General features: G+C 47.0%; 17 protein-coding genes. 9 read left to right on the forward strand and 8 right to left on the reverse strand.

Annotated elements, in window-relative coordinates; genetic code table 11:
- Positions 1–176: 176 nt before the first annotated feature.
- Entirely contained in the window at positions 177–1,082 is a 906-nt protein-coding gene (locus R7P80_RS28400) for a LysR family transcriptional regulator (RefSeq protein WP_005379156.1), read from the reverse strand.
- A gap of 121 nt (positions 1,083–1,203) precedes the next feature.
- On the opposite strand from R7P80_RS28400, the gene xapA reads away from it, so the two are divergent.
- Positions 1,204–2,028 carry a xanthosine phosphorylase gene (xapA, locus tag R7P80_RS28405; RefSeq protein ID WP_005379149.1) on the forward strand — a complete coding sequence of 275 codons (825 nt, stop codon included), beginning with the start codon at positions 1,204–1,206 and terminating at the stop codon, positions 2,026–2,028.
- 105 nt (positions 2,029–2,133) lie between these two features.
- On the opposite strand, the gene R7P80_RS28410 is transcribed toward xapA, so the two are convergent.
- Both R7P80_RS28410 and R7P80_RS28415 read right to left on the reverse strand, forming a co-directional pair.
- Positions 2,134–2,745 (reverse strand): bifunctional 4-hydroxy-2-oxoglutarate aldolase/2-dehydro-3-deoxy-phosphogluconate aldolase, encoded by a 612-nt coding sequence (locus R7P80_RS28410; RefSeq protein WP_005394384.1) that lies wholly within the window; start codon positions 2,743–2,745, stop codon positions 2,134–2,136.
- A gap of 9 nt (positions 2,746–2,754) precedes the next feature.
- Positions 2,755–4,131 (reverse strand): GntP family permease, encoded by a 1,377-nt coding sequence (locus R7P80_RS28415; protein ID WP_012841240.1) that lies wholly within the window; start codon positions 4,129–4,131, stop codon positions 2,755–2,757.
- A gap of 153 nt (positions 4,132–4,284) precedes the next feature.
- On the opposite strand from R7P80_RS28415, the gene R7P80_RS28420 reads away from it, so the two are divergent.
- Together R7P80_RS28420 and edd are read left to right on the forward strand one after the other, a co-directional pair.
- Positions 4,285–4,809: a gluconokinase gene (locus R7P80_RS28420; protein WP_005379140.1), complete on the forward strand. Its 525-nt coding sequence runs from the start codon at positions 4,285–4,287 to the stop codon at positions 4,807–4,809.
- Positions 4,809–6,605 carry a phosphogluconate dehydratase gene (gene edd, locus R7P80_RS28425; RefSeq protein ID WP_025768272.1) on the forward strand — a complete coding sequence of 599 codons (1,797 nt, stop codon included), beginning with the start codon at positions 4,809–4,811 and terminating at the stop codon, positions 6,603–6,605. The genes R7P80_RS28420 and edd overlap by 1 nt, the downstream gene beginning before the upstream one ends.
- Positions 6,606–6,747: 142 nt before the next feature.
- On the opposite strand, the gene R7P80_RS28430 is transcribed toward edd, so the two are convergent.
- The 5 genes from R7P80_RS28430 to R7P80_RS28450 form a co-directional block, all read right to left on the reverse strand.
- Positions 6,748–6,909 carry a hypothetical protein gene (locus R7P80_RS28430; RefSeq protein WP_155396189.1) on the reverse strand — a complete coding sequence of 54 codons (162 nt, stop codon included), beginning with the start codon at positions 6,907–6,909 and terminating at the stop codon, positions 6,748–6,750.
- 587 nt (positions 6,910–7,496) lie between these two features.
- Complete coding sequence (locus tag R7P80_RS28435) at positions 7,497–7,826, reverse strand: SMR family transporter (RefSeq protein ID WP_005478614.1); 330 nt, start codon at positions 7,824–7,826, stop codon at positions 7,497–7,499.
- Positions 7,823–8,227, reverse strand: a complete 405-nt coding sequence (locus R7P80_RS28440) for an SMR family transporter (RefSeq protein ID WP_005384225.1) — start codon at positions 8,225–8,227, stop codon at positions 7,823–7,825. Before R7P80_RS28440 ends, R7P80_RS28435 begins: the two co-directional genes overlap by 4 nt.
- 269 nt (positions 8,228–8,496) lie before the next feature.
- On the reverse strand, positions 8,497–9,432 hold the full coding sequence (locus tag R7P80_RS28445) for a LysR family transcriptional regulator (RefSeq protein WP_005379132.1): 936 nt from the start codon (positions 9,430–9,432) through the stop codon (positions 8,497–8,499).
- A 55-nt stretch (positions 9,433–9,487) separates the two neighbouring features.
- The gene (locus tag R7P80_RS28450; protein WP_005379123.1) at positions 9,488–10,495 is read right to left on the reverse strand and encodes a substrate-binding domain-containing protein; all 1,008 of its coding nucleotides are present in this window, start codon (positions 10,493–10,495) and stop codon (positions 9,488–9,490) included.
- Between the two features lie 219 nt (positions 10,496–10,714).
- Here R7P80_RS28450 and R7P80_RS28455 point away from each other — a divergent pair, with 219 nt between their 5' ends.
- From R7P80_RS28455 to R7P80_RS28480, 6 genes are all read left to right on the forward strand, one after another.
- A complete protein-coding gene (locus R7P80_RS28455) occupies positions 10,715–12,067 on the forward strand; it encodes a serine/threonine-protein kinase (protein WP_213910739.1) in 1,353 nt (450 codons plus the stop codon).
- Positions 12,068–12,080: 13 nt separating this feature from the next.
- Positions 12,081–13,553, forward strand: a complete 1,473-nt coding sequence (locus R7P80_RS28460; protein ID WP_213908239.1) for a chromosome partitioning protein ParA — start codon at positions 12,081–12,083, stop codon at positions 13,551–13,553.
- A 2-nt stretch (positions 13,554–13,555) separates the two neighbouring features.
- Positions 13,556–14,128, forward strand: a complete 573-nt coding sequence (locus tag R7P80_RS28465) for a sigma-70 family RNA polymerase sigma factor (protein WP_005379118.1) — start codon at positions 13,556–13,558, stop codon at positions 14,126–14,128.
- 2 nt (positions 14,129–14,130) lie between these two features.
- Positions 14,131–15,690 carry a hypothetical protein gene (locus tag R7P80_RS28470; protein ID WP_213915132.1) on the forward strand — a complete coding sequence of 520 codons (1,560 nt, stop codon included), beginning with the start codon at positions 14,131–14,133 and terminating at the stop codon, positions 15,688–15,690.
- Positions 15,691–15,952: 262 nt separating this feature from the next.
- Positions 15,953–18,274, forward strand: a complete 2,322-nt coding sequence (locus R7P80_RS28475) for a hypothetical protein (protein WP_053349775.1) — start codon at positions 15,953–15,955, stop codon at positions 18,272–18,274.
- Positions 18,264–18,407, forward strand: coding sequence for a hypothetical protein (locus tag R7P80_RS28480; protein WP_012841245.1), 144 nt, complete (start codon positions 18,264–18,266; stop codon positions 18,405–18,407). The genes R7P80_RS28475 and R7P80_RS28480 overlap by 11 nt, the downstream gene beginning before the upstream one ends.
- Positions 18,408–18,432 lie beyond the last annotated feature (25 nt).

An 18,432-nucleotide genomic window follows, 5' to 3' on the forward strand; every position in this document is an offset into this window, starting at 1 on the left:
ATTTTTCTGGAAAAGACTCAAAAGCCTTTTCCTTTGTACCTTTCCAGATTTATTTCAGAAACCACCTGTGTTGGTAGATCGAAACGATGCGTTAATTACGCTCTAATCGCATTGCTGATTTCAGTGAATCATTTGAAAAGGTCACCTTAGGGTGACCTTTTTTTGTTATCCCATGCTTAACTCGCATTCTCTAATAATGTGCGAATAAACTCGGCTTTAATAGCACTCTCTTGCTTACCATCATGAATCAGACACAAGTCTGCACGCAGTGACTCTTTCAGCTTGATAAAACGAATCCCATGCCAATGATGCTGAGAAAACGTCGACGGAACCAACGTCACGGTATTGCTGTTTGCTACATATGCCATCAAGGTGCTTGGCTCCACCACTTGTTTGCCAATATGGGGTGAAAAGCCTTCTTGCAGACAGGCATTGATGATGAAGTTTGCCGAGGCAGAATTCGCCAAACTCATAAACGCAAACTCACACGTCTTTAAATCTTGGAGCCGCAGCAAAGATTTGCTGGCTAACTCATGTTGCTCCGACACCGCCACCACAAACACATCTTTGCCCAAAGATACCGACTGATACGGATAAATGTTGAGTGCATCAGCAAAACGCACAATGCCCACATCGATTTTCTTCTCGCTCAGATGCTTCTTTTGCGTCTCTGGGTTAAGGTCAAAAATGTCGGCGTGATAAGTGTCATGCTCAGCATGGAAGCGCTGTAACAGACGATCAAATCCGCCCCAAAATGCGCTACTTACCACACCAACTCGCAGGATATTTCTCTGGTTCAACCCCACTTGCTGCACTTGATTGAGCGAGACATCCAAGGTCTGAAAAATCAGTTGGCATTTGGACTCCAACAATCGCCCGGCCTCCGTCAGCATGACATTTCTTGAATCGCGCTCAAACAGTTTGACGTTAAGCACCTCTTCCAACTCTTTGATGCGATTGCTCAACGGCGAATTGGTGATATTGAGATTCTCAGCCGCCTTAGTGAAATGCTTGGTTTGTGCGACCTCGTAAAAGTAACGCAGCATCTTCAGCGTCACGCGCTCAAATGGTTCTGACTTCATGCATTGAGTCCTAGCGAATTTCATCATCCTCTTTTTAAGGATGATAGTAGCGAATAAAGCAAAGATAACCAGCGCAGAAAGTCACACAATGGAATCAACACACAACCAGAAGGTGACTAACATGAATCACGATCCAGTAATCGGCGCGCTACAAACCATTCGCGAACGCAAACCAAACTTCCAACCTAAAGCGGCGTTTATTTTAGGCTCTGGCTTAGGCGTATTGGCAGACGAACTACAAGACAAAGTGGTCATTCCATACGAAGAGCTCGAAGGCTTTCCGGTTAGTACCGTGCAAGGCCACTCTGGTGAGTTGGTGCTTGGTACCATGGGCGGCGTAGACGTAGTGTGCATGAAAGGTCGCGGTCACTACTACGAACACGGCTCAATGAAGGTCATGACCACGCCCGTGCGCACCTTTAAAAAGCTGGGCTGTGAGTTTCTGCTCGTCACCAACGCGGCAGGCTCACTTCGCCCTGAACGCATCGACGTCGGTTCTCTGGTGGTATTTCATGACCACATCAATACCATGCCTGAATCGCCAATGATCGGTCCGAATGATGAAGAGTACGGCCCGAGGTTCTTCAGCCTCGCCAATGCGTACGACAAAGACCTGCGCGCAGAAGCGTTTGAAGTCGGCAAAGCCAATGGCATTCACCTGAATGAAGGTGTGTTTGTCTCTTACACAGGCCCCAACTTTGAGACCGCAGCCGAAATCCGCATGATGCAAATCATCGGTGGTGATGTAGTGGGCATGTCGGTCGTGCCAGAAGTGATTTCTGCGGCGCATTGCGGCTTACCCGTATTGGCAGTGTGTGCGATCACCAACATGGCAGAAGGTTTGGGTGATGTAGAACTGTCTCACGCCCAAACATTGAAGTGCGCGAAGCTAGCCGAAGCCGATTTCATTCGCTTTATTAAGCGCTTTATGAAGCATCACTTCTAAAGCTGTTTCATTCCCAAAAGCAAAAGGGTCATCAAGTAACTTGATGACCCTTTTTTGTGTCACGTTTTCTAACGTTCGGGGGTATTTCGGAGCCGTTTGTGCGTTTTACTTAACTGCACGAACCAATTCAGCAATGCCTTCCCAATCGCCGTTGTCCATCATTGCGGTTGGCACCATCCAAGTACCGCCACAAGCTACAACCGATTTCAGCGCTAGGTAATCTTCCACGTTGGATGGGCTTACGCCACCTGTTGGCATGAATTCCACTGGGTAAACCGCCGTCAGTGCTTTCAGCATGTTTACGCCGCCTGATGGCTCAGCAGGGAAGAACTTCAACGTACGCAAACCCATTTCCATCGCTTGCTCAACCAAGCTTGGGTTGTTTACACCCGGTACGATAGTCACGCCACGTTGCTGACAGTATTTCACTGTGGTTGGGTTGAAGCCTGGGCTAACGATAAAGTCCACGCCTGCTTCGATCGCGATATCCACTTGTTCTGTGGTCAGAACGGTGCCCGCGCCAATCAACAGTTCTGGGTACGCTTCACGCATGATGCGAATCGACTCCGCCGCCGCTTCGGTGCGGAATGTCACTTCCGCACATGGTAAACCGTTTTCTACCAACACTTTTGCCAGTGGCAGAGCGTGTGCTACGTCGTTGATTGCGATAACTGGGACGATTTTGATTTCTCTTAATCGTTGTTCAAGTGTTGTCATGGGGAACCTCTAAAGAATAAAGCTTAATGTTGCGACGATAATAAACGCGATACCACCAAGTAACGTTTCCATTACCGTCCAAGTTTTTAATGTGGTTTTCTCATCCATCTCAAGCAGACGAGATACCAACCAGAAACCAGAGTCATTGAAGTGAGACAATACCGTTGCACCACCCGCAATCGCGATTACGATAAAGCAAAGGTCGAGTTCACTCAAACCTGTTGATGCTGCCACAACTGGCGCGATAAGAGCCGCCGTCGTGGTTAGCGCGACGGTTGCCGAGCCTTGAGCAACACGCAAACAGGTTGAAATCACAAACGCCGCCACAATCACAGGCATACCTGTGTCTGTAAGAACGTCAGCCAGTGCATCACCAATACCGCTTGAGCGCAGTACGCCGCCAAACATGCCACCTGCACCCGTTACTAGGATAACACCACAGATAGGAGCCAATGACTCACCACATAATTTTTCTAGTTTTGCCATGCCGTAGTCTTTGGCAAACACAGCCAGACAGACAATCAAAGTGATCAGCAACGCAACTGGGGTTTTACCTAGCATGCGTAGGAACTCAACCAGTGCCGTTTTGCCATCAATCACACCCGCAACCGCCAGTGTGTTCAATACCGTATCCAAACAGATTAGCAGGACTGGCAGCACAAGGATGGTCATAACCGTGCCAAATTTTGGTGCGTTGCGCTCATCCACCATCGCTTCGCCATTAAAGAAGGCTTTAGATAGTGGGATATCGAATTTTTTGCCCGCGTACAAACCAAATAGGTAAGCGCCAAGGTACCAAGTTGGAATAGCCACCAGAATACCCACCACCAATAGCAGACCGATGTTTGCGCCAAGGAATTCTGCCGCTGCAACCGGACCTGGATGTGGTGGAACAAACGCGTGCATAACCGCAAAAGCACCGGCTGCTGGCAACGCGTATTTAATTGGTGAGCCACCAAAACGAGCCGCCACACTTAGGATGATTGGCATCATCACTACAAGGCCAGCATCGAAGAAGATTGGGAAGCCAAACAGTAATGAAGCGACGCCCAAAGCAAATGGTGCGCGCTCTTTACCAAAGCGACCAATCAAAGTGTCTGCCAGCACTTTCGCACCGCCAGTCACTTCAAGAATTTTACCGATCATCGCACCGAGACCAACCAGCAATGCCACGGAAGCCAGCGTGCCGCCGAAGCCGCCCATCATGGTCGATACGACTTTCTCTGAAGGAACGCCAGTGGCGATTGCCGTACCTAAACTCACCATAGTAAGGGAAGCAAAAGCATGGACTTTCAGTTTAATGATCAGAACGAGTAACGCTGCAATGGCAAGGCCTGCAATCGTCAGTAGGAACGTAGGATCTGGGGCTTGGGTTAATTGCTCCATAGGTTCACCTTTAAGAATTATTGTTTGTGTTATGGTTCACATTTATTTCAGTTACCGGTAACATGTTACCGATAACATGAATAAGATAAACCCATATTTTAAAGTGAATTCAAAAATTGAGATCACGCGCAAATTTGGTTATGAGGATAAGTTATGGCTGGTAGTAGTGTCATCGTTATGGGCGTTTGTGCTAGTGGTAAAAGCACAATTGGTGAGCATCTAGCGAAAAAGCTAGGGCGTAAATTCATTGATGGTGATGATCTTCATCCACGAGCGAACATTCAGAAAATGGCTTCGGGCCAGCCTCTGAACGATGATGATCGCAAGCCATGGCTAGAACGCATTCGTGATGCGGCGTACAGCCTAGAAAGCAAAAACGAACACGGCATTATTGTCTGTTCAGCACTGAAAAAGATTTACCGCGATCAGATCCGCGAAGGCAACAACAACGTGACCTTCCTGTTCCTTGATGGCGATAGGGAGTTGATCCTTAATCGCATGCGTATGCGCAAAGGCCACTTCATGAAAGAAAACATGGTGAAGAGCCAATTCGAGACACTAGAGCGCCCAGACAACGAGCCTCAAACTCTGATCGTCAGTATCGACGGAGACATCAGCGACGTGGTGGAACGCTCTGCCGCTGAGCTAATCAAAATGCAAGCGATCGAGGTGGCGTAATGACTCACTCTGTTGTTCTTGAGGTCACACAACGCTTGACCGAGCGCAGCCGTGAAGCGCGCGCTGCCTTTCTTGCTCGCACCGAAGTGCAAGCCGAAGCTGGCAAAGGCCGTGTTGGTTTATCTTGTGGTAACTTAGCCCATGCAGTCGCCGCTTCTTGCTCTTCTGAAAAGAAAAATATTCTCGATTTTACTCATGCCAATGTCGCGCTGATCAGCGCCTACAACGACATGTTGAGCGCCCACCAGCCGTACCAAGACTACCCAGCACAAATCAAAAAAGTGCTGGCGGACTACGGCCATACGGCGCAAGTCGCAGGTTGTGTGCCAGCGATGTGCGATGGGGTGACTCAAGGTCAAGCAGGCATGGATATGTCGCTGTTTTCGCGTGACTTAATTGCGCAATCAACGGCGTTGTCTTTGAGTCACAATGTCTTTGATGCCACATTACTGCTTGGCATCTGTGACAAAATCGCACCGGGGCAACTGATGGGCGCGCTGTCTTACGCACACCTACCAACGGCGTTTGTGCCAGCGGGTCTGATGGCAACAGGCATCAGCAACGAAGAGAAAGTCGACGTGCGCCAAAAATACGCAGCGGGAGAAGTCGGCAAAGACGCTCTGCTGGATATGGAGTGTCGCGCTTACCACTCTGCGGGTACGTGTACATTTTACGGCACCGCCAATACCAACCAGTTGGTGTTCGAAGCCATGGGCTTGATGCTGCCAGGTTCGGCATTCATTCATCCCCATACCCAACTGCGTAAAGCGTTAACCAATCACGCGGCTCTGAAAATCGCCTCAATGACGGCGGGTTCTGCACACTTCCGTCCGCTGGCCGAGGTGGTCACAGAAAAGAGCTTGGTCAACGGCATCATCGCTCTACTTGCATCTGGCGGCAGCACCAATCACACCATTCATATGATCGCCGTGGCGCGTGCTGCTGGCATCTTGCTCACCTGGCAAGACATCAGCGATCTGTCGGATGTGGTTCCTTTATTAGCGCGCGTTTACCCGAACGGCCCAGCCGATATGAACGCGTTCCAAGACGCGGGGGGCGTGCCCGCGTTATTGCACCGCTTGAACCAATCCGAGCTTTTGCATCGCGATGTGAAACCCGTGTTTGGTGAATTTGAAGACCAAATGACGCTACCGAGCCTTGTCGATGGCCAACTGACCTGGACATCGTGCCAAGGCAGCCAAGACGGTGACGTGATCGCCAAACCAGACGCCACATTCCAAAATACTGGCGGCACTCGCGTATTGACTGGCAACTTAGGCAAAGCCGTGGTGAAAGTGTCTGCGGTGAAAGAAGAGCAACGCGTGATTGTTGCACCAGCGATCGTATTCCAATGCCAACACGAAGTGGAGGCCGCGTACAAACGTGGCGAGCTGAACAAAGACTGCATCGTTGTGGTCACACACAACGGCCCAGCGGCAAACGGCATGCCTGAACTACACAAGCTGATGCCAATTTTAGGGAACGTGCAAAAAGCGAGCTTTAAAGTCGCGCTAGTGACGGACGGTCGTTTATCTGGTGCATCCGGTAAAATTCCGTCTGCGATTCACGTTTCTCCAGAAGCCATTCGTGGTGGCGCGATTGGTTTAGTGCGCAACGGTGATTTGATTCGCCTTGATTGTCAAACGGGCGAACTGAACAACTTAAGCGACACCACTGGTCGCGAGTTGATTCATTTCGATACCGAATCGACCCAACAAACTTGGGGACGAGGCTTGTTTAGCGTGATCCGCCAAAACGTATCGAGTGCAGAAGAAGGCGCAAGCTTTATTGTTTAAGGCGAGAAGAAAAACCTCGTCATTCCGACGAGACTAAGCAAGATCAGGAATCTAATATCAACGAGCTGTGAAGCCAGAGAAAATCCCCTCTGCCACTGCACTTTTTGTTGGTAGATTCTGAATCACACTCGTTCCTCGCTATTCAGAATGGCAAGCTTTGGAGTTGGCCTCGGTTCTTTCTAGAAACGAATGAATCCGTCATTCCGACGAGCCTAAGCAAAATCAGGAATTTAATATCAGCGTGCAGTGAAGTCAGAGAAAACTCCTCTGCCACTGCACTTTTTGTTGGTAGATTCTGAATCACACTCGTTCCTCGCAGTTCAGAATGACGAGCTTTAGGATTGGCCTCGGTTCTTTCTAAAAAACGAATGAATCCGTCATTCCGACGAGCCTCAGCAGGATCAGGAATCTAATATCGACATGCTATGACGTCAGAGAAAACTCCTCTGCCACAGCACTTTTTGTTGGTAGATTCTGAATCACGACCGTCCCTCGCAGTTCAGAATGGCAAGCTTTAGGATTGGCCTCGGTTCTTTCTAAAAACGAATGAATCCGTCATTCCGACGAGCCTAGGCGAGATCAGGAATCTACTATCAACGTGTTGTGAAGCTAGAGAAAACTCCTCTACCACTGCACTTTTTGTTGGTAGATTCTGAATCACGCTCGTCCCTCGCTGTTCAGAATGACGAGCTTTGGGATTAGCCTCAGTTCTTTCTAAAAAACGAATGAATCCGTCATTCCGACGAGCCTAGGCGAGATCAGGAATCTAATAGCAAAATGCTGTGAAGCCAGAGAAAACCCCTCTTCCACAGCACTTTTTGTTGGTAGATTCTGAATCACGCTCGTCTCTTGCTGCTCAGAATGACGATATCTAGCATTCAGTAAATTACATCAAGCGGTCTTCATCACTACGACGGCAGCAATCACCACAAAGATACCAAACCAGCCGATTGGTTTGAGTTTCTGCTTAAACAGCAAGGCTCCACCCACTGCGGTACCCAAGATACCGATCGCACCCCAAGAGGCATAAGCAATGGCTAAGTCGATCTCTTTCACCGCTTGTGCCAACAGCGTGAATGCTGTCAGTACCAACACAATCGCCGCAATGCCCCAGCCTTTATATTTAAAACCTTTTGAGCGTGTCAGCGCCATATTGGCCATGATATCGACCAAGGCAGCCATCACGACAAATCCAAATGACATCGTAAAAAATTGACTCATGATTCGCACCTTGTACTAGTAGAAAATGAACGTTCTTTTGCCGGTTTATCGGCATTTTTCTTGGCGTTAGGTTGACCATGTGATTCCCCTAAGGTCACACACACAATGCCAACAACGGCTAACATCAAACCAAACAACTCTTGATGGTTTAAGTGTGCATCAAAGGCGATGATCGACACCACGGTGATCAACGAGATACCTAACCCTTCCCAAACAGCGTATGCCACACCTATCGATATTTTCTTCGCGGCAAACGCGAGAAAGTAGTAAGAGATTGCGATCAGCACATACATTACGATGTAGCCCCACCACCCGTGCCCTTGTCCGATAAGAGACATAGTGCTGGTACCAGCCACTTCGGCAACGATGGCGAGCAATAAAAATAGACGTGCAACTAGCATGATTAATCCTCCATCAGAAATTAAAAAAATGCATAACGGAGAATGGTGAATGCCGCGTACCTGTATCGACATTCAAAAAGTTAAAAAGATAAAAATGAGCCACTTCTCCTGACTATTTGAGATAAGGTTAGCGCTGGGTAGGAAAAAGAGACAGGTAATTGAGATATTCATTTTTGAATATCTTAAGAAGTAAGTTGTCTATGTAATCACACAATATTGATAAGGTTAAAGCATCTACTCTCTCATTCAGCCGATGCCATAAGGTGACGTCATTGCGTAAAAATCAGCGGCGTATTGAGGGTTTGTCGCACCACTTTATGCAGGTGTCTGTGCAAAGGATGGTTGCGGTTGGTTTGAAGGAAACCGCCAGAGACAACAAACTGGCTAAACTCACGATTAACGGGTGGCATTGCGTAAGAGGCGAGTTCTGGCATCAACAATGCCGAGCTTTGACTGGCATACATAATCGCGTCGGTTTCTTGCAACATTTGGCAAGCCAAACGCAAATTATAGGACTTCAGTAACACTACTGGCTCATAACCCATGCGTCGATACTCGGACTCCACGGTACAAAGCGGTTTATATGACGCAGGCGCAGGCAAAGAGACGAGTGGTAGTTTGGACACCGTGTCCCAATCATTGCTGACTTTCGACAACGTTGGGTGGTTTTTGCGCGCCAAAATCACTCGTTTTTCAACGAATAACGGGCGCATGTAAATGTCTTTCGACAGCTCGGTCTCTTGGTCAAGAATGCAGTAATCGTGCTCGCCTTCTAACATTTCATCGTGCGAGTAAGTATTCCAGCTGGAAAAGGCAAAGTGCGCTTTGGGAAAGGCTCGATGACAACCAGTGAGCAGTCGCTGCCCTTGTTCATCCATCAAATAAGGGTCAGTTACAATCGCAATCTGCCCTTGGTATTGCAGTGGGTCGAACACTTCAAATTCTTGCACCACTTTTTCCAGTGGTGCAACCATATTGTCGAACTCGGCGGCGAGACGAATCGCCATGGGTGATGGCTCTACCCCATGTGCTTTACGCACAAAAAGCGGGTCATCAAACACTTGCTTCAACTTCATCACGCCGCGGCTGGCGCTCGGTTGAGAAATGCCAAGCTGCATTGCGGCCAGCTTGATGCTGCGGTTTTCCACCACGGCTTTTAATAAACGCATTAAGTTGAGATCCAATGCATCCAGCTGATGTGCCATACCCTAACCTACCAATACCATTGATGAGCGAATACAAAGAGCAGTTAACAATTAGTTAAACACTCTCTCCCGACGTGATCTGATACCCCATATCGAAGACTTTTTCTTCTTGCGTTTCGCCTTTCAGGCGCGCAATTAATAGCTCTGCGCTCTTTACACCAATTTGGAAACGCGGCGTATCAACGCTGGTCAGTTTCGGGCTGATGGTTTGACCGATATCCAGCGCGTTATAGCCCGCCACTGCCAATTGCTGTGGAACTTGAATGCCACGTTGCTGCGCACTCAGCATGGTGCCAATTGCGATGTCATCGTTGGTACAGAACACCCCATCGAGCGTTGGGTGCATTTCCAGTGCGCGTTCGAGCAAATCATGCGCTAAAGAAAAACTAGAATGATCACCAGTTAATACATGTTTGGGTTCTAGCCCTGCTTCTGTCATCGCGCGATCGTAACCTTGCATCCGCAATTTGGTTCGCGTATCCAGACGCGCGCCAAAATAGACGATTGTACGCTTCCCCGTATCTAGCATCTGCTTAACCACGGTGTACGACGCATCTTCATGATCGAGTCCAACCGCCATATCAATCGGCTCCGATGGCAGTTCCATGGTTTCGACCACCGGAATGCCCGCATTTTTGATCATCTGTAATGTACGCGGCGTGTGATGGCTTTCAGTTAGAATAAGCCCATCGACTTGATAAGAGAGTAATGACGCGATCTTGCGCTCTTCTTCAAGCTCATCGTAGCTAAAATGCGCTAAAAGCGTCTCATAGCCATTGGCTTTGGTCACCATCTCTATGCCCTGAACAAAGGAAGCAAAAATTTGGTTGGACAAAGACGGCAGTAAAATACCAATGGCTTTACTGGAGGACTTTGACAACATCGCCGGTGCACGGTTTTCGATGTAACCCATCTCTTCAATCGCAGTCGCAATCTTGGCCCGAGTCTTTTCTGCCACCGATTCAGGGTTACGCATATAGCGTGAAACGGTCATCTTCGTGACGCCAACCTGGTCTGCGACATCCTGCAATGTCGTACGAGTTTTCTTATTCTGTTGAGCCATAAATATGTGATTTATCAGTAATGTTACAAGTAACATTATGACGAATAGACTCTCTGCCGACAAGCTCAGTGAAAATAATTCGCAAAATCATGACGTTATTACTCCACTAGCCATCAAATTGCGTTTCATGGATTGTGAATCAAAACCGAATAAATAAATGACATTTATATCAAAGTTCTTATAAAATGCCGTACCTAAAAGAATAAGACATTAGTCACAGTGCAGTTAGGCTCTAGCGAAACCCAGATTTACTACCACCTGCTTGATCTGGACGACTCCCAAAAGCAGCAATACCTCCAAGCATTGCAACGAAGTCAACCTGAGCTGTATCGACAACTCGTTCCTCTTTTAGCCAACGAGACACCGGAAGAACAACTAACGCAGTTACTTTATTTTGGTGCTCATCAGGCTACGAACCAAGACGTCGATCTAAGCGGAGAAATCATCAGTAAGTACCGCCTAACTCATGAGTTGGGGCGTGGTGGCATGGGTGTCGTATACGCCGCTCTACGTGCAGATGAAACGTTCGAGCAAGATCTGGCTATCAAGTTTATTCAAAGCAATTTGAGCAATGTGTTAGGGCAACGCGCACTCTTCGATGAAGCTCAACTTCTCGCGCGTCTAAACCATCCTTACATCGCGAAAGTGTTTGACGGCGGTCTCCATCAAGATTCGGTTTACATCGTGATGGAGCGGGTGTTTGGTCAAACTTTGGATGAGTATCTATCTGAAAATAAGCTAGAAAAAACGGAGAAGCTGCTGTTGTTTAAGCAGATCTGCCAGGCGATGGAGCACGCCCACCAGCACCAGGTTTTGCATGCCGATCTAAAACCAGAAAATATACTGATTGATCGTAGCAAGCGTCCCAAGCTGCTTGACTTCAACTTGACTCAAAAAGCGCACTCCAACCGAGAACATTCACCCTCAGCGCTGATTGCGTTTAGCCAAAATTTTGCCAGCCCAGAGCAGCAAGCAGGACAGGTTCTAACAGAGCAAAGCGACGTGTACTCCTTAGGCAAAATTCTCGCTTTGATGTTTCCATCACCAACAATTTGGTCTGATGTTTACTGGGTGATAAGACGCGCAACGCGTCCTGCCACTCAAATGCGATATATCAATGTTCGAGCATTGCGCATTGATATCGAACGAATTATCGAACGCCGTCCAATCGAGCAGAAAAAAAACTGGCCATTGTATAGCGCCTTTCGCTTGGTACAACGACGTCCCCTTGCTTCGGTATTGTCAGGCATCATTGTGCTCTCTGGTGTGTTATTTGGCAGCGCCATGATGCAAAAGAATATCCAGCTGCAACAAGAGAAGAAGATTGCAGAAGATATGATGTACGAAATGACTCGCCTCATCTTCCACGCGAAGGGGCAAAATGTCGAACATCTCTCAGTGAACTCCATGATGGAGTTAACACGAAGGCGGATACTCTCTAACCCAGATATCCCCAAACATATAAAACAAAAAATGTTGTTGGCGATGATGACACCGGTGCCAGAGAAGCACCTAACTACACCAATGAGTTGTCAGCCAAATTGTGCGTCTAAGGACAGCACCAACCAATAAGGCTTAAAACAAGATGTATACACGTTCAGTGGTATTTTGGCTGTCTGCATTGACGGCTACGTCCACGTTGGCAGCAGACGTTTCAGTTGCCACTTCACACCCACCAGCTTCAACCTTGAAGCAAGGCTACTTTATCGACGCCCCAGTGACTGGCCTGTATTACAAAACCAGTTCCAATATCACTGGCGTCACTCAGCAAGGAGCATTTCATTACCAACCCGGTGATGTAATTAGCTTCTTCCTTGGTAACGATGATAAAGGTTATCTGCTGACGACCTTATCAAGCCAAGAAGTGCTGACGCCGACGATGGCGACAACCAAACCTAGCCGCAGCATCAATATGACGCGTCTGCTGCTTTCTCTCGACAGCACGCCTGAGAATCGTGAGGAAATTGTCCTAGCAAACCGTGTGCTGTCTGATCCTCACTTTCAAAGCCAGCTCAAAGGCCTTGATCTCAATTACCTGGATGACGCTAAACGCTATCTCAATCTCGATTGGGTATCTGTCAATGAGGCGATTGAGCACCTAAACGAAAGCCAGCAGTACATTGAAAAAAACTTTTCCTCTGATGAGATCATTTTTGAACCTCGCGACATGACGTTCAAAAACATCGTCATCAAAAAGAAGGATTGGCAAGGCCGCGCTTGTGCTTACGATCTACGCTATCAGCATCATCCCAAATATCGTCCTCCTATTGGTGAAACTCGATTCACCATCACCAAAGACTCATTGATTGAACACCCAAGCATTGGCGACCATTTTCAAGGCTGCTTCCTCTCGATGAAGCGCCCTATCACGGAAGATGTCGTCGAACCGATAAGCAAGTTTGCGGATTGGTTTAATATCGTTGGTTGTTCAATCACAGGGTGCACCCGCAACGACTTGAATGGCTTCTCTCTCGAAGACTTCGATGATGAAGGTGACTGGAAGTACCGCTCCGTTGCCCTCAATTTTGATCCGAGCACCGAGTTATTGATGGAAAAAGTACAAGGTCTCGGGCGTAAAAAAAACATCCAACACAATAACCGCACAGAAATGCTCTGGTTTACGTATCCAAATACTAGCGAACACGATATTGACTACCTCGGTGTGTGGCAGCAAACCGAATACCACCAACAGTCCATGACACAATCGTGCCTATTGATGCGCCATCAACAAGTCATGCGACTGCCGCAAAATACGGACACCTGCCCAACCGATACAAGCCTGTACACCCAAGATGTTACCCGCGAATTTGCCGACATGTGGTGGGTCAACAATAGCGCCCCCAAAGCCGAACTCGCGCAAATGAACGTCATGGTACGTTGGTCAACAACCCCATCCGAAATCAATTACACCACCTGGGAATACTTGCCTGCTGGTGCAACTTGGGAGCAAGGCATTTTATATCGCTATCAACAAGATGTTCTCCGCAACCAAGACGGTTCCGATCGCATTGAAACCCACACCATTTCTGAATTTGTCAAAGTGAGCGAGGATGTATAACCATGGCAACAGCAGTAGCACTGACACAAATCATTCAACAATGGCAATCTGGTGATAAACGAGCTGAGAGCGAGCTCTATCAGTTTGCTTATTTACAGTTGCGTAAGATCGCCCAACACGAGCGTGAACGAAATGCAGAAAAGTACGGCACCGACAACAAAGTACTGGCAGACAGCGTCAACAGCACCACGGCATTAATTCATGATGCTTACCTGAAAATGTCCAACTGCGACATGAGTGAAATTGAAACAAAGCGCGATTTCTTTTTGATGGCCGCCAAAGTGATGCGTCAAATCTTGATCGACAACGCACGCTCGCACCAAGCACAAAAGCGTCAACACATTACATTGATGAGAGATGAAGAAGATCGTTTCGAGCAATTGATTATCATGGATAAAGCTCTGGATAGTTTCAGTAGCCGCTATCCACGCCAATCGAGCGCACTCAAACTCAAGTATTTAATGGGCATGAAAAACCAAGAAATCAGTGAGCTACTCGAGTGCAGCGCAAGCCTGATAGAGAAAGACCTCAAATTCTCTCGCAGTTGGCTACAATCACGAATGGCGCACACGTAATCATGAACAAAAAGCTTTGGATAATCGGCGCAGTATGCGTCGGTTTGTTCGGTATTTACTTCATTTCAAACAAACACAATTTGGCATCTGTGAAAGACTCGTCAGACAACGCCGACAAGTCAACCCAGCAAGCACATCGTCAATATGAGCGCACATCTTTAGTTGAAGTAAAGCAAGCGTTGACAGGTTCTGCGTTGGATCGCACTCCTAAAAAGACGGGAGATGACGCATTTAACTCCGCCCTTTTAGGACAACCTGGCCCTGTTACGAATCCATTTCATACCACAGAAGACAACACGTTTTACGAGTCAGCATTGGGTGATAAGAACAGCCGACCACAAGAGGACCCATCAGAGAATAATAAACCCATCATCAACCTCACGGTGGAACAGCAGCTACAAACCATTATTTATGCTTGGGAGCTGAAACAAAACTCTCCGGTGAGTTATTCGCTCAACCTTAACCAGCTTTTTGAAGACCCAGATGGCGATCTCCTCACCACTCAGATTTGGCTTGAAAACGCCAATGGGTTAAGAGTCCTCAACCAAGGACAAATGATGGTACAAGGAGCGCCTGAGGAAATAAAAACCACCACATATTTGGCGGTAGCAGCGCGCGATGATTATCACGGTAATAGCGATCATGCATGGGTCACAACGCGCTTTGAGTTACCCGTTATCACACCCGATCAAAATGACACAGAACATCCGTTAGTTGGCGATGTAGTTTATCGCCTAGAGACGACACAAAATCTTGCCGGTATCGCGTACGCGTATGAAGTGGTGTATTGCGAGGCCTTTCAGTTTGAGGGGGGCGAAGTAAGTTATGCCGCCTCACACAACAAACGCCAGTGTCCTGAAAAGGGAGACTTGAAAAAAGTGGGCAAGTACAAAATCAGTGATGACTCGTTGATCGTTTATGTCCAAGGTGTACGCCAAATTTGGACCATCAAAAAAGAATACCCATCTCAGGTTCATGAAGATACTCGGAACTACTTCATCACCGTGTTTGATGGTAAACAATTCGAAAGCTATACCATGCAAAAGAACAAGCAGTCCATGGAAAAGCGCATCAATGTCCACACTGGCGAGTACGAATATCAAGGAACGTCGTTTGACTACCTCTTCCCAATTTCAGGAGGAGGTTACATAAACGGGACTGCTAGCAACTACATATTTGATAGAAGTGTTCAGGGTAACGAACCAGTGCACAAACTGGACTCTGATCTCAATATGAAATCAAATCAACATGACCTCTTTTGTCATGATTATTTATTTTACTGGTACAGCTCTATCGTAGCTGGGCGAGGAGAGTTTGCCGATATTATCTCTAGCTCAATGGATTTTGACAACGTGACACCAATACATTGTGCTGACTGGCCAGATAATTACTGGCAACGAACATTTATGTTTTACAACCTTGAATACACAGATTACGACATATTCATTCCAGGCGAAGTCTACAGTTATGTGCTTAAACCTCACCCTCAATTTGCTGATCGCGTTGAGGAATTTAAGATCAACATGATTTATCACGCCCCTGTCCTTAGAGACACCCAATAAACCTTTTTTACCGGTGGTTATATTAACAAAACAATCATTCCCAAAATAAAACTGGAACCGTGATCAAATTATAAATTTTCCATCATAGACAAAAAATAGAAATAAATTTTACGGGTTTTGTGCGGATTTTCGTGTCTTGAACCTAAGCTCAATAGTCATTAAAAAGACACCACTCTCTTATATCTCACTAGTGAGATATAAAGAAAAAAATAATAAAAAAAGCGACTTTCTCATTCGGAAACGAAACAAGGACAAATAAATAATGAATAAGGTGAGTTTACTAGCAGCGTCAGTGGCTATCGCTCTTACAGGCTGTGGCGGTTCAGATGGTGGTTCAAACAGTGCTAACGACGGCGTTGTGATCACAGGTTTTGACGGCTACTTCAAGCATGCCGTTGTTTTTGAAGATACGAACAACAACGGCCAATGGGACACTCAAGAAACATTCCTTGGTCTGACCGATGAGAAAGGTCAACTGAAATTGGATGCAAAACCAGAAAGCACTCTAGCGCTACAGACCATCACACCAAACGGTTCAAAGCAGAAACAGCTCATCGCCTTGGATGCGAAAGAGTACGCTGGCAAATACACGGTTGATATGGATCATCCAGGCCAAGCTATGGCGCACGAAATCGTATTCCGTGCACCAACATCGTCAAACGTGATTTCACCTATCACGGATCTTGTGGCGATTGAAATGGCAAAAGATCCAGCCATTAGTGAAGAAGATGCGAAAGCGAAAGTAAACCAAGCGCTAGGAGGCTCAGAAGAAGCACCAATTGATCTGTACAGTGATTTTGTTGAAGGTGCGACAAAAAACGCCGAACTACATAAAACCGCTCAGATTCTGACCGACTCGAAAGCACAAAACCCAACGAACTACGAGAAAAAAGCCACGGAGTTTGCTCAAGCGGCAAACCAAGAAGTGGAACGTCTTGTTGCATCTGGCGAAAACATCAATGACCCAAATCTACGTCCAATCATCACTGACGCGACCCCAGACAGCGACACCTTAGCACCTGAAACGGCAGTTAATAACAAGCTAACCGTAAACAAAATCGTCGAAAAGGCAGCTAAAGATAAGCTAGAAAAACTACCAAAAATCGTACAAGGCGTGGACTTTGATGGCTTAGAGCTAGACATTGAAGGTCTATTTGCAGACAAAGACCAAAACCTTGTGACAACCAAACTGACGCACAACTTTGCAGGCACAGGCATTGAAGTTGTGCAAACTGGCAACCTGATTGTTCTACATCCAACTGCAATCGTAGAGAAAGCTGGTGATTTTGAGATTGTTCTAACGGCGCAAGACATTGATTCGTCAGGTAAGGTTTTGGGTACGGTAAGCACCGTATTTCAGTTCGAAATCGAATCGGCAAACTTACCACCAATGGTTGTAGAAACAGAACAAGCGCGTCTGCAGTCCATCGTTGATGGTTGGTACCTACAACAAGGTGAAGTGTTTGAACAAACACTCGATATTTCTGGTTTGTTCCAAGATAAAGACGGTCAAATTACCGACTACTCAGCGGACTATGTAGACATTGAAGGTTTAACAGTATCTGAGGATGGTAATGCAATTATCACCATTAAAGGCACACCAACAAAAGCAGGTGAAGCTGGAGCAGTACTGGCGATTAGCGCAACAGATGGCCATACCGCGGTACAAATTGCGCTCAGCATGCCAACGGTTATCGAAGGCGTCACGCCACCACCAGTAGTACCGACTTTGGGCTTCACTCACGAGCACTTCAACGGTCAAGAATGGAAAATGGGTAGCTTCGCTCAAAAAGACGGTGAAATCGGCTACGCCATGCTGATGCAAGATTCTGAAGGCCTACTATTCTGCTGGGGTTCAAACCACGATGAGATGAATCAAGAGTACAAAGCGAACATCAGTGACTTCCTAAAAGACACATGGGAACACGATGCTTACGCCATTCTTGCCGATCTGGACCAACAAACTGGTTACACGGAATACAACAATAAAGACTGTAACGACGTTGAGCTGAAAGACGGTAAGCTATACAACAGCTACGGCGACGAGTATGAAATGTTGTACCAGCACAAAACCGAGCATAACGGCACTCAAATGATCGTTAAAATATCAGATGATGAGCTGTTCTGGATGGACTCAAGCAATACCCCATTTGCAGAATCACTTTCGGTTGCAGAACACATCAAACACGGCACAGTAGAGCATGACTTGATGGTAGAAAGTAATGGCACAGGCGACGACACAGTCCTGAAATACTCGTCAGGTGCGTACGAATACGACACTGATACTTACAACTACACTTCGTTCATGCCAACAGGATTCCAAACTCCAGGTAATTGGGAAATCCAGAATGATGAAGACCGTGAACTGCTGATTCTAGAAGAAACAGGCTCAGAGTCAGATTACAAAACTCGTCATCGTTACATCAACCGCGATTTTGGTGACTTTTATATTGGTATTCGTTGGAGTAAAGAACAAAACGGTCATGAATCCGCACCGGAATATGGTCTGTACTCTAACAGCAAAGAAGCCATGACAAGCATCGCGAGTTCACTACCGATTTTGGAGCCTGGTGATGATGACTAAAGCAACCATCGTTAACCCTTGCTGTGATAGCGTGCATTTGCGCAGAAGACGCAGAACACTTTGGGAACGATTGGTCGGCATCAAAGAAGTGTATATCTGCTCTAACTGTCACAAAGAAACGCCACTCAAATAGCGATAATATTTGAGACCGCAAAAAA

This window comes from Vibrio sp. 2092 (assembly GCF_033339635.1).
GTDB lineage: Bacteria > Pseudomonadota > Gammaproteobacteria > Enterobacterales > Vibrionaceae > Vibrio > Vibrio alginolyticus.